The following is a 13,679-nucleotide window of genomic DNA, read 5'->3' as shown; positions in this document are numbered from 1 at the left end:
AAAAAACAACAAAGTCACGTATGGAGTTATTTGGAATTGATGTAGGAGGTTCGGGAATTAAAGGTGCACCTGTAAATGTAGAAACAGGTGAATTAATGGCAGAAAGATTTAGAGTAGAAACTCCCAGACCAGCACTTCCAGGAACTATGGCCTTGGCTGTTAAAGAGGTACTTGACCACTTTAATTGGAAGGGTCCAGTTGGTGTAGGTTTTCCTACTATTGTGGCAAATGGACAATGTAAATCACAAAGTAACCTTCATAAAGACTGGGTAAACGTACACATTGACAAGCTTTTTAAAGAAGTTTGTGGAAATGATTTCAAAGTAATCAATGACGCTGATGCAGCCGGATTAGCCGAAATGCATTATGGTTCAGGAAAAGGAAAAGATGGCCTAGTGGTAACTGTTACGCTAGGTACAGGCATAGGCTCAGGTGTCTTTTATAATGGACAACTGATTCCTAACTTTGAACTAGGTCATTTACGATATAAGAAGAATACGCCGGTAGAAAAATATGCCGCGGATTCTGTAAGAAAAAATAAAAACCTCAGTAACGATGAGTGGGCAGAACGTTTAAACTACTTTTTCAAATATGTAAAAAGAGTTTGTTCGCCTGACTTAATTATAGTAGGTGGTGGGGCCAGTAAAAAATGGGATAAATTATATCCTCATTTCTCTGACGACATAAACTTAGTAGTGGCCGAAACCAGAAACGAAGCTGGTATTATAGGTGCTGCTATGGCCTCCATTGGGATGGCTAAAGACGCTTAAGAAGCTTAGAACTCCTGCTTCTTATGGCAGGAGATTCTTCTCCATATTTTAACATTAGTTCTTCTAACACTAATTTAAACTCTTGCTTTAACTCTGGGTACTTTTGGACTAATCTATTACAAGCATACATGGCATGTGCCTTAATCCCTATGCTAGATTTATCTTGAAGGTAATTTAAGCACACATCATATACCTCACCTTCTATACTTTCAGGGAAGCCATAATCTCCCCAATGTCGGCAAATAGATCGAACCACGGCATCGTGAAGGTTTTCTTCCTTTAATTTTTCAAGAAAGTCTTTTTGATAAATCTCCACCATTTCTGGTGTTTCATCGGTAATGAAATGTAAAACCCAAGCCGCTTTTTGACTTAAAATAGAATTGGTAGAAAAGAAACAGTCTGCCCATTCTTGACACTTTTGAGTATCATAGTCGATATAAGCCACAATTCGCTCACATGTCGCCTTTGACCTATCTCGCAGTAATGTTTCTTTAATCTTCATCTACTCTTCCTCATCTGATGGTTCTACTATATTATGAAGGTCCATTAAATGCTCTAAAAGGGCTTCATTACTTCGCCAAAGAATCTTATAAACTTCCTGAAAAGCTTCATGAGACTCATAATAAGGATCTGGCACTTCCTGCACACCTCTTACTTCTGGGTCAAAGTCTCTAATCAAAAAGAGCTTCTCCGCTGGCGGCGGCATATTTTTGGCTTTATGATACATGTTATGTACGAATTCAAAGTTAGCCTCATCCATCACCGCAATATGGTCAAAGCCATCAAAGTCTTCTTCCGAAAGTTTACGACCAATATGGTTTGTCACCAAGTCATTCTCTTCTAAAACCTCTAAACTTCTCCTATCTGGACTTTTACCTATATGATAACCCGCTGTTCCTGCAGAATCGACTTCAAAAGAATCTGAAAGCCCTCTCCTTCTCACTATTTCTCTGAAAGATGCTTCCCCTAAAGGTGACCTACAGATATTCCCCAAACATACAAAAAGTACTTTTACCATAATTGAAATTTAAAACGTTTAAAATGTAGTGCGGAAAGCCGTCAATACGATGTTAAAAGAGCATTTAAAAAAATAAAGAATTAACATATTCTATGGTCGCTCTAAATTGTTCCAAAGTTTTACTTGGCTCAAGAAGCAAGCTTGTCAAAATTCGCGGAATAACTCCTACTATTTCAAGAAATATAGCACATAATGGAAGTATTAAATAGGCCCAAACAGGAAATCTAAACTTGGGCTTCACATTTTGCGATAATTCTCTCACAATAATTTTTATCCTTTCTTTGTAATGCCATAATATGAGTAAATCTAAAACTATATAAAATGACAGCCTCCAAGCAAAAGCATTGGCCATATTGGCGGGCATAAAGGTCAAGTCAATTACTAGAATATTGATAACAATAGGAAGAAACAAAAAGGCTCCCAAAAGTGTGGTTCTATTAAAAACTAAAAGAGCACCACATATTATCTGTGAAATTCCAATAAAAGTTTTGAAAGGTTCGTGATCGAAGAGATACCAACTTAATTGGAACAATGAGATATCTTTTATTGAACTAGATAGCTCCGATTCTGTAATTCCAAATTGATTTCCAGTTAACTTGGAGTAGCCGTAGTTTAAAAAAGTAAATCCTAATAAACAACGAGCAATTAGAACTAAATAGTCCAAATATTGCTCTTTAGAAACCCGCTTGATTAAACCTATCATAAGCAATTAAATTCACTCCACTTCTTCCATCAGTTCTCCATCTCCATCTACTAGTACGAAAACAGTTTCGCCTTCTTTCTTCATCAGATACTTTTCTCGACCAAATTTTTCAAGGGCATCCAAATTATTCAAAATACCTTTTTCCTTAGCTTTAACCTTGACCAGTTCATCATTGTAATACTCAATTTGGCTTTCGTAGCTCTTTAATTTTTGCCAATATTTGAATTGTGTGATTAGGTTGGCACCGTCAAAAAAGGTTAGCCAAACAAACAAAAAGCCGAAGCTATACACGTAGAAACTATTCTTTTTAAAGAATTCTGGTAATTGAAAATTCATTGCACGTATTTTTTATTAGGAAATCAAATTTACGTAAAGAATTACAAATGCGTAAAACCACCTTATTTAATTTAAAGTCAATCTCACTCTCCAATGAAATCAAAGATATATTTCTCCTGATAATCTATGTTAAAGCTCTTTAGAAATTGAAGGTATTCCACTTTGAAAGTTTTATTTGAATGATGTTCGTCTTGGTTTTGGGCACAAAAAAAAACCATCTGATTTCTCAGATGGCTTTTCTATCAATTTGAATTTGTAATTCGTTTACACGAATTATCCTCTAAATTTCAAACCTGGGAAATTAGCAGAAGCTCCTAATTCCTCTTCAATTCTTAATAATTGGTTGTATTTCGCCATTCTATCAGAACGAGAAGCAGAACCAGTTTTGATTTGACCTGTATTAAGAGCTACAGCTAAATCAGCAATTGTAGAATCTTCAGTTTCACCAGAACGGTGAGACATTACAGATGTATATTGGTTTTTATGAGCCAAGTTTACAGTGTCAATAGTCTCTGTTAAAGAACCAATTTGGTTAACTTTAATCAAGATAGAGTTGGCAATGCTTTGCTCAATTCCAGTAGAAAGACGCTTCACGTTTGTTACGAACAAATCGTCACCTACTAATTGAATTTTCTTTCCAGAAAGTCTAGTATGCTCAGCCCATCCTGCCCAGTCATCTTCGTCCATTCCGTCTTCAATAGAAACGATTGGGTATTTATCAGCCCAACTATCCCAATAAGCCGCCATTTCTTCAGAAGTCAATTTCTGACCAGAAGATTTTTTAAACTCATAAAGACCTGTTTCTTTGTTATAAAACTCAGAAGAAGCAGCATCCATAGCAATGAATACATCTTCACCTGGCTTATATCCAGCTTTTTCAATGGCAGTAAGGATAGTTTCAATCGCCTCTTCGTTAGAACCGATATTTGGAGCAAATCCTCCTTCGTCTCCTACGTTAGTAGAAAATCCTTTTGCACTTAAAACTTTCTTAAGGTTGTGAAATACTTCAACTCCCATTCTTAAAGACTCAGAGAAAGTATCTGCCTTTGCTGGCATTACCATAAACTCTTGAAAGTCGATAGAGTTATCAGCATGAGAACCACCATTAATGATGTTCATCATTGGTACTGGTAATGTATTAGCATTAACACCACCTAAATATCTATATAACGGCAAGTCTGCTTCTTGAGCTGCTGCTTTAGCTACTGCCAAAGAAACACCCAAAATAGCATTTGCACCTAATTTTCCTTTGTTGGCAGTACCATCAAGGTCAATCATCGTTTGGTCAATTAAATTTTGCTCCAAAACGTTCATACCTAAAACAGACTCCGCTATCACTGTATTTACATTTTCGATAGCTTTCAAAACACCTTTACCTACGTACGTGTTTTTGTCGTTATCTCTTAGCTCTACAGCCTCATGAACACCTGTACTCGCTCCAGAAGGAACAGCAGCACGGCCCACATATCCATTAACAGTTCTTACGTCTACCTCTACAGTAGGATTTCCTCTAGAATCCAAAATCTGTCTGGCATGTACTCTTGCAATTTGACTCATTCTTATTATTTTACTTTAACAAATACAACTTTATATTGGAAAGCTTCTACTTAATAGCGGCATTTCCTTAAATCTGCACAAAGTAAATAAATAATTATTAATGCACATTACATAATAAGAATTGAGGAGCTTTGTTGTTAATTATTTAATACTGTCAAATGAAATATTCCATTATTATACTTCTGCTGAGTTTAAACAGTTTTGGTCAAGACCTAACTGGCTTAAATCCTTCCATTTTTCAAAAAGCTTTTAAAGAGAGTCCTGCGGCTTCGCTCATAGATCTTCGTTCAGAAGACCTATTCCATAGAGGTCATATTAAAAAGGCTCAAAACTTAGACTATGGACGTGTAGATTTTGATGAGCTGATGACAGCTCAATTTGATAAAAAACAAGCCTTATTCCTTTATTCCTCCACCACCATTGATGCTAAAAATGCTTCTATCTTCTTAAAGGATTTAGGTTTTCAGGAGGTTTACTATTTATCAGGTGGTTTTTCTAACTGGACCGCTTCTAGCAAACCTTATGTCTCTTCAAGGCCAGATACCAAGCCTATAGCAGCTTTCACTTTAGATAACCTTATGCAGGTCATAAATACCGATGACAAGGTTTTTATATTTTTAAGTGCTCCATGGTGCAGTCATTGTAAAGTTATGGAGCCCATTATTAGAAAAAATACAGGTAATAAAAGTGGGATTAAACTACTTAAAATTGACGCTAGTAAAGAACTCGCCATAACCGAGCATTTTAAAGCCACGGAAACCCCAACCTTCATTTATTTTAACAAAGGCAAACAGGTTTGGAGGTATTCTGGTGAAATAGAAGAAAATGAACTTCAAAAGGTCTTGTTCAAGTCAGGGAGATAATTGACCTTACATTTTCATTATATTTGTCGTTCATATATTAACTGCTTTAAATGATTGCTTTTCTTAACGGTCGCTTGGCACACAAAGACCCCACACATGTTTTAATCGATGTTGGAGGTGTTGGTTATTTTGTCAAAATCTCTTTACAGACCTATTCGTCTTTAAAAGAAACGGATGAATTAGTAAAACTTCATACACTTTTAATAGTAAGAGAAGATTCTCAAACGCTTTTTGGTTTTTCTAAACATGCAGAAAAAGAGCTTTTCGAGCATTTAATTTCAGTTTCTGGTATAGGACCAAGCATAGCCATTGTAATGTTATCCTCTTTATCATCCGAAGAAATAGTGCAGGCCATAGTTTCTGAAGATGTTAAAACTATTCAAGGTGTGAAGGGGATTGGTGCTAAAACCGCTCAAAGAGCCATTATAGAACTAAAAGACAAATTGAAAAAGGAGCTAGTTGCTACGGGTGTAAACCCAACAGTCTTTGCTTCTCAGAACTTAACTTTAAGAGGTGAAGCTCTAACTGCACTTGTTACATTGGGAATTCCAAAAAGTGCCGCGGAGAAAAATATTGACACTATTTTACGTAGAACCGGGGGTGATGTTTCGCTCGAAGAATTGATAAAACTTGCCCTTAGATAAAAAAGCAAGGCAAAAGTCCCATTTGAAAAGAATAATGGCAGGATTTTAGTCGTTTAAACACCAAACATAGCAGGCTGACCATTTCTGTATGCTCAAAAACTATACTTCTTTAATAAAATTTATTTTCATACCTCTAGTAATACTGGCTTTAGGAAGTTCTGCTTTTTCTCAGCAGATAAACCGAAGCCCGGCTGCCGCAGACACTAGTATATACAAAACAGGAACTAAACCTGCTTTTAGGTGGAAAGACAGTTATCTAGACAGATTTAACTTTGACCTTCCTAAGTCACCCTTATTAAATCTATATCCTAAGGCTGTTCAAACTTCGGTTATTTATGAGCCTGAGAGCGATAAAATAAACGTTGACGAAAAAATAGGAGAAGATATAACTTCCAAAATACCAACCTCCATGAGCTTTAATGAATACTCTAGTATTCAGAATGCCATGGTGAGAAAAAGTATTTTGCGTGACTATGAAAGACTTCAAGATGGGAATAGTAATACGAGTGGACGTGGCTTATCCCCTCTTTTGAAAAAATCACCTTTGGTAGATAAGCTATTTGGAGGAAAAGTACCTGAATTTAAACCTAACGGTTTTATATCAATTGATTTAAGAGCTGGGAGCCAATTTTTAAATAACCCTGAAACTCCTCTTTACCTACGAAAAAGACCAATTTTTGATTTTGACCAGCAGATTTCTATCAACTTTAATAACAATGCCAACGAGGGCGAGAATGACCTTCAAGGAGGGCAAGGTGGTTTTGGTGGAAACAACCAAGGCGGTGGATTAAGTGAACTAAAGAAACTAACGCAAGGTGCAAATGCCCTGGAAAACAGAAACCCGTATCGAGAGAAGATGGGTATTTTAGGGAATTTTGACACTAAGTCAGCCTTTAACTTTGAAAATCAGTTTAAACTTAATTTCAAATCTGACCCAGAAGATATTCTTCAATCGCTAGAAGCAGGTAATGTAAGTTTCCCTGTCAATAGCCAATTAATTCCTGGCGTAGAAAACCTCTTTGGAGTAAAAGCAGGACTACGATTTGGTAAGCTAAACGTATCTACTGTGGTAGCACAACAGCGTTCTCGTACCGAATCTATTACTATTAGTGGTGGGGCTCAAAACAGGCCTTTTGAAATCAGAAGTGATGAATATGATGAAAACCGTCACTTTTTCCTATCTCATTACTTTAGAGACCTGTATGAGGCTAGTTTAAAATCCTTACCAATGGTAACTTCTAGGATTTTAATTACCCGAGTAGAAGTTTACGTAACTAACAGAACTAACTCTGTAAACAGTAATAGAAACTTGGTAGGTGTTACTGACTTAGGAGAGCCTAAACCTTACAATTCTGTGGCTGCTGTTTCTAACGGTGAAGGAAAGCCAGCATCTAATGATGCCAATTCATTAAACGCTCTAATAAAAGATGCTGATTACCGTCAAATAGACAATACCAATACCGCCTTAGAGGGAAGAAGCCTTAAAAAAGGAGAAGATTTTGAAATACTAAGAGGTGCCAAAAGACTTACCGATAGAGAGTTCGACTTCAACCCTCAGCTAGGTTACGTATCTCTTTTAACTCCTTTAAGAAACGACGAAATCTTAGCAGTTTCTTATGAATATACTTTAGATGGTCAAAGCTATAAGGTAGGAGAATTAACAGAAGATTATTCCATAAGAACGGAAGATGAAGTCATCTTGATGAAACTTCTTAAATCCTCTACCATCAGGAATAAGCTGGACCATCCAATGTGGGACTTGATGATGAAAAACGTGTATTCTTTGTCACAAGGACAGATTGACCGTGAAGGTTTTGAACTTAGGATTGTTTATAAAGATGACAAAACGGGCATGGACACCCCTAGTTTACATGAAACCAAGATAAAGGACAAGCCGCTAATAGCTGTTTTTGGTTTAGATAAACTGAATTACAATAATGACCAACAGTTTGATGGTAACTTTGACTATGTAGAAGGCGTCACTATTAACGAAAACAGAGGTACAATAATCTTCCCGGTGCTAGAGCCTTTCGGTTCGTTTTTAGATACTCAAATAGAGGATATTACGCTAAAGCAAAAATATGTTTTCAGTGAATTATATGACCAAACAATATCTGATGCTCAACAAGTTAACTCAAAAAATAAGTTTTATATTTCCGGTTCTGTTCAAAGTAAAAGCTCTGAGATACCGCTTCCGCTTGGAGCTTCTGGAGCTTCTGTAAGAGTTTACTCTGGTGGTACAGAATTACAGCAAGGAACAGATTATATGGTCGATTCTCAAATTGGGAGAATCAGGATAGTAAATCCAAGCATTTTAGCTTCAGGTAGGTCTATCAGAATTGATTACGAACGTCCCGATTTATTTCAAGCTCAAATTAGAAGACTTTTTGGCTTAAGATTAGATTATTCTGTCAATCGTTCTTTAAGATTAGGTGCTACCATGATGGACCTAAAAGAAAATACACCAGGTTTTCTAACTAGAACATCTATTGGAAACGAACCCGTTAATAATACACTTTGGGGTTTTGATGTAAACTTTAAAAGAGAAGGAAATGGCTTCACAAGGTTGCTGGACAAACTACCATTAATACAAACTAAAGAACCCTCTTCTATTATTCTTAGTGCTGAATTTGCTCAGCTAATTCCTGGCGTAAACAATAAGAAAATTGATGGCAATGCAATGATTGATGATTTTGAAGCTGCCAGAAACATCAATGATTTAACACGCCAACCTAGAAAATGGAGACTGGGATCTACACCTGATAAGTTTAAAGACCTTACTGTGCCTACTTACGGTTATAACTATAAGCGAGCAAAGATGTCGGTGTATACCATTGACCAGTCTACTTTTATAACCTCTGGGTTTGGTGGTGGAAATGGCTTAGTCCCTGAAGAAATCACAACAGCAGCTCAAAGCAATTTATATGAACGCTCTTTTCAAATACAAGATATTTTCCCTGGTCGCTCTAGAGCTGTTTTAGGTCAAAACCTGCCAACAGCTATTTTGGACGTTTCATACTTTCCTGAAGAAAGAGGAATGTATAATTACAATCCTAACCTAACCCCTGACGGGCTACTTGAAAAGCCTGAAGAAAACTTTGGAGCTATTTCACGAGGTATCACTTTTGATGCTGATTTTGATAATTCTAATGTGGAGTACTTAGAATTTTGGCTTTTAAATCCTTTCCAAGACTCTGTAAGAGATGGTAGAAAGCCAAATGGAAATGTTAACCAGACTGGTGGAGTTTTAAGCATACAGTTGGGCGACATTTCTGAAGATGTAATACCTGATAGTCGATTCAACTTTGAAAACGGAATCCCAACATTCTCTGAAACTGCTTCTCAACCAGATATTACCAATTGGGGTAAAGCACCTACCATCCAGTTTTTAACAGACGCCTTTGATAATTCTACTTCTGAAGAAAATAGTTTACGAAAACAAGATGTTGGCCTTGATGGACTGAGTAATGAAGAAGAAAGAAACTTTGAACATATCAAAGAATACCTTGACAAGGTCAAAGGTACAGTTACAAATCAAGAAGCCTTAAATGAAATTATAAACGACCCATCTGGTGATGATTTTAAGTTTTTCTTAGACAATGGTTATGGTACAGACCAGTTTATAGTAGAGCGTTTTAAAAATTACCTAGGTATGGAGAATAACTCTCCTGCCATTAACCAAACCGACGTGGTTACACCCGCCTCTTCTGCTGTAGCAGACAAAGAAGACCTTAACCAAGATAACACCATTAGTGATGTAGAAAGCTATTGGAACTATGATATCCCACTTGCCGACGATGGCTTGTCTGTGGGTAGTGGCTACATCATTGACAAAGTTTCTTCTGGAAATGCTGATTGGTATTTATTTAGAGTTCCATTGAGAGATTCCACCAAAGCTAAAGCCGTGGGTCGCATTACAGGCTTTAAGTCTATAAGGTTTATGCGAATGGTCATGTCTGAATGGAAAGAGCCAGTAGTCTTGCGTTTTGCGGCATTGCAGTTAGTTTCTAACTCTTACCGTGCTTACACTGAAGATTTAAATAACAACTCTTTTGTAAATATTCCTGAGCCAAACAGTAACACTACAGGGTTCAAAGTGAGTACAGTTTCAATAGAAGAAAATGGCTGTACTGAAGATGGAGACTGTAATATTAAAGATGGTCAAACGCCCTACGTGGTTCCTCCAGGTTTCCAAAGAGATAGAGATTTCTCTCAACAAAGTTTCCGTCAGTTTAATGAGCAGTCTGTAAGTTTGGCTGTAGAAGCATTAGAACCAGGAGATAAAAGAGCTATCTTTAAAAACACCAATTTAGACCTTAACATGTACAAGCGAGTTCAGATGTTTGTACATGCTGAAAACGACCAAAACCAAGATAACTACGCTGGAGCTTTCATGAGATTGGGTACAGATAGTAAGAACAATTACTATGAAGTAGAAATTGAAAATCTAAAAGCAACAACATTAGGCGACAACACACCTGAAGATGTTTGGCCTGTTGAGAATGAATTTGATATCCCTCTTGACGAATTTAGAAATTTAAAAATAAACCGAAACTCAAAATTAGGTTCTGACCTAAATGTGGCCCTAGATAAACCCTATTGGGAATATGTAACGGTAAAGAGTATCCCAACCGATGCTGGAGAAATAATCGAAAGAATTTATAAAATTACTGTTGTCGGGAACCCCGATTTAAGTAACATCTTAGTAACTATGTTAGGGCTTAGTAACCCTAATGGCACACAACCTGCCAAGTTCACCGTTTGGATGAATGAATTAAGAGCTAACGGTTTTGATGATACAAAAGGAGAAGCCGCTGTTTTAGCTGCAGACATAAAACTAGCTGATTTAGGAACCGTTTCAGTAAGTGGAAATATTAGAACCTTTGGCTTTGGTGGCGTACAAGATAGAATATCTAGCCGCTCACAGGAAACTTCACAAGGTTTTGGAATTGCTTCAACTTTAGAACTTGATAAATTTTTCCCTCAGAGCTGGGGTTTAAGCATACCTCTTTTCATGAATTATGATATTCAGGAAGTGGTTCCACATTTTGACCCACTAGACCCAGATATAGTTTTAGAAAACGCCTTGGCTCAATTTGATACGGAAGCTGAAAAAAGGCGTTACAAAGATTTAGTAATTGACCGAAATGTAAACAAGGGTTTTAACCTAGCTAATGTTAGAAAAGTCAAAACTAACCCTAATGCTAAAAATAACATTTACGACATTGAGAACTTCTCGGTATCCTATGCTCAAAGTAGTATAAGTAGAAGTAATATTCTTATTGACGAATATTTAGCAGAGCAAAAAACCGGAGCCTTAACCTATCAGTTTCAACCTAGAACCACTCTTTGGGAGCCATTCAAGGATAAAGAAGGCCTTACTAAGCCTAAATATACTTGGATAAAAGATCTAAACTTCTCTCCTATTCCTAACCTAATAGCATTCCGTTCAGACTTTAATAGAAGTTTCACTAAAACTGCGTATAGAAGTGCCGAGCAGACAGAAAACCCAGGTGAAGATTTAGACCCTTTAGACCCAAACTACATAAAGTACTTTTTGACCAACAGGTATTATGATTTACAATGGGATTTGACCAAATCGATTTCCATGACTTATAATGCGAGGATGAATTCCATTATTGATGAAGAATATGGGGATGCTCAAGAAAGTATTTGGCAAGGAATTTTCAATTCTGGCAGAGCAAAGAATTATACACAAGGCCTACAGTTGACCTATAAACTCCCGCTTGATAAATTCTTCTTCTTGGACTGGATAAATGCCAACAGCAGGTTCAATACCGATTACAATTATAGAGCAAACTCTTATGATTATGAAACGGGTCAAAGTTTACTGGATAGCGATGAGCAATCATTCGGAAACTTTATAGAGAACGGAAGGGAACTAGCTATCCAAGGAAGAATAGATCTAGTAAAACTGTATAACAAACTTAAATATCTGAAGTTTGCGAATTCGCCAAATCAACCAAAAGAGCGATTCACAAGAGCACCAGGAGATGACGAAGAAATAGTTTTGCCTACCTCTGATTTCCTAAAAACTTTCACTCGACTGTTAATGACAGTTCGTGGTATTAATTTCAATTACTCCATAGTAGAGACTACTATTTTACCAGGATTCTTGCCAGAAGTTAACTTCATGGGTCTTTCTAAAGACGGTGCAGTCCCTGGATTACCCTTTGCTCTTTTAGGAAGTCAAAAAAGAGATATTCATAGAACCGCAGGTGCGGAAGATTGGCTTTCACGCAGTGCCATAAGAAACGACCCTTTCACTCAAACTCGTCAAAAGAAGTTTGACTTTAGCACGAATCTAGAACCTTTCAAAGGTTTTAGAATGCAAATAAGAGGAAACTATAGTAAAGGAGATTCTTACCAAGAAATATATAGACCAGCAGACGGAGGAGGTGATTTTGAAGCAATGAACCCTTTCAGAAATGGTACTTTCAGTATGTCTTTTTGGTCTTTCAGGACTGGCTTTTACAAAATGAGTAAGGACCCTGAAAATAATTACGAATACAAAGTTTTTGATAGGATGATAGCCTACCGAGACCAAGTTAAAGCAAAACTCGATGTCATAAACCCTTTAGGTAATGGAGAAGAAAGCGGATATGACATCAACTCTCAAGACGTACTCATTCCCGCCTTCTTTGCTGCATATAGCGATAATAGAACAGATGCTGTCGATAGACTTTTTAATAAGGTCACAAAAAAAGGTCAAGACACTTTTAATCCTTTTTTACAATTCCCAATGCCTAACTGGCGAATAGATTATAACGGCTTAGAGAAACTGCCATTGTTTAATAAACTTTTCAATAACATTACATTAAGTCATAGTTATACTTCTACTTATAGCGTAGGAAGCTTTACTAGTTCATTATTATATAATGAATACGAGACCATAGGTTTAGGCAATAATGAATACTCTTTAGGAAACCAATTAAGCCTATACCAAAATTTCTCTCCTATATTTATCATGAGTAGTATCACTATGGAAGAGCGTTTTTCTCCTTTGATAGGTGTGCAGTTTACTACCAAAGCAAACATTAGTGGTAGAATAGATTACAACCGTGAAAGAAGAGCTGCCCTAAATCTAGCCAACGCTCAGGTGGCAGAGTATAACTCAAACGACGTAGTTTTTGGTATTGGTTTTAAGAAAAACAATGTCAAGCTACCATTCAGAGGACGTGACGGCAACAATATTATTCTTACCAATGATTTGAACTTCCGTTTTGATGTGACTATTAGAGACGTAACATCACTTCAAAGGAGATTAGGTGAAGACGAAGCTGGCGGTGACGCTGTTCCTATTCAAGGAAACTACAATTTGCAGATAAAACCACAGGTACAATATCAGTTCAACAAGAAACTTAGCATGGGTTTCTATTTCGAACGATTTGTCAACAAACCTTTCACTTCCCTTTCTTACGAAACCAGAAGAACTGTAGGTGGATTGAATATGAAATTTAACCTAGCTGATTGATAAGTATTTTTTTGTCACAATTTTGGTTTAATGACCAAAATCCCACCATATAAAAGGTTAGGTCAATTATATCATCTCCCACGGCTTTCACCCGCAGCTACCTATATTTTTATTTTGCCCCTAAGGGGCATGTAGCTTTTTAAAAAAAATAGCATGTTCCGTGCGGGCACATTGGTAAAAATGCAAACTCCCCACAACCCGTTTTGGCGTTTTTTTGCCTTTGCAAAAAACATGACAAAACATCTTTGTCAAACATCCATTACACGAGCCTCCCAATCCTTAAGATTTAAACT

9 protein-coding genes are annotated in these 13,679 nt (G+C 36.8%); 4 read left to right on the top strand and 5 right to left on the bottom strand.

What is annotated here, in order from left to right; translation table 11 throughout:
* The first annotated feature begins 20 nt into the window (after positions 1-20).
* Positions 21-770: a polyphosphate--glucose phosphotransferase gene (gene ppgK, locus AC0L6O_RS09045; RefSeq protein ID WP_473307982.1), complete on the top strand. Its 750-nt coding sequence runs from the start codon at positions 21-23 to the stop codon at positions 768-770.
* Here ppgK and AC0L6O_RS09040 read toward each other — a convergent pair.
* The 5 genes from AC0L6O_RS09040 to eno all read right to left on the bottom strand — a co-directional run bounded on the left by AC0L6O_RS09040 (position 757) and on the right by eno (position 4,384).
* On the bottom strand, positions 757-1,272 hold the full coding sequence (locus AC0L6O_RS09040) for a hypothetical protein (protein ID WP_473307980.1): 516 nt from the start codon (positions 1,270-1,272) through the stop codon (positions 757-759). The genes ppgK and AC0L6O_RS09040 overlap by 14 nt on opposite strands.
* Complete coding sequence (locus AC0L6O_RS09035) at positions 1,273-1,788, bottom strand: low molecular weight protein-tyrosine-phosphatase (RefSeq protein ID WP_473307978.1); 516 nt, start codon at positions 1,786-1,788, stop codon at positions 1,273-1,275. It abuts the gene before it with no gap.
* Positions 1,789-1,852: 64 nt separating this feature from the next.
* Positions 1,853-2,491, bottom strand: a complete 639-nt coding sequence (locus AC0L6O_RS09030; protein WP_473307976.1) for a DoxX family protein — start codon at positions 2,489-2,491, stop codon at positions 1,853-1,855.
* A 12-nt stretch (positions 2,492-2,503) separates the two neighbouring features.
* Entirely contained in the window at positions 2,504-2,827 is a 324-nt protein-coding gene (locus tag AC0L6O_RS09025; protein WP_473307975.1) for an FtsB family cell division protein, read from the bottom strand.
* Positions 2,828-3,100: 273 nt separating this feature from the next.
* The gene (gene eno / locus AC0L6O_RS09020; RefSeq protein ID WP_473307973.1) at positions 3,101-4,384 is read right to left on the bottom strand and encodes a phosphopyruvate hydratase; all 1,284 of its coding nucleotides are present in this window, start codon (positions 4,382-4,384) and stop codon (positions 3,101-3,103) included.
* A 158-nt stretch (positions 4,385-4,542) separates the two neighbouring features.
* Here eno and AC0L6O_RS09015 point away from each other — a divergent pair, with 158 nt between their 5' ends.
* From AC0L6O_RS09015 to sov, 3 genes are all read left to right on the top strand, one after another.
* Positions 4,543-5,247, top strand: a complete 705-nt coding sequence (locus AC0L6O_RS09015) for a rhodanese-like domain-containing protein (RefSeq protein ID WP_473307971.1) — start codon at positions 4,543-4,545, stop codon at positions 5,245-5,247.
* A 50-nt stretch (positions 5,248-5,297) separates the two neighbouring features.
* The gene (gene ruvA, locus AC0L6O_RS09010; protein ID WP_473307970.1) at positions 5,298-5,891 is read left to right on the top strand and encodes a Holliday junction branch migration protein RuvA; all 594 of its coding nucleotides are present in this window, start codon (positions 5,298-5,300) and stop codon (positions 5,889-5,891) included.
* A gap of 88 nt (positions 5,892-5,979) precedes the next feature.
* Complete coding sequence (sov, locus tag AC0L6O_RS09005) at positions 5,980-13,386, top strand: T9SS outer membrane translocon Sov/SprA (RefSeq protein WP_473307968.1); 7,407 nt, start codon at positions 5,980-5,982, stop codon at positions 13,384-13,386.
* The last annotated feature ends 293 nt before the right edge of the window (positions 13,387-13,679 follow it).

The organism is Arcticibacterium sp. GJ41-1, assembly GCF_055808875.1.
This window is presented reverse-complemented; position numbering and strand designations above follow the sequence as displayed.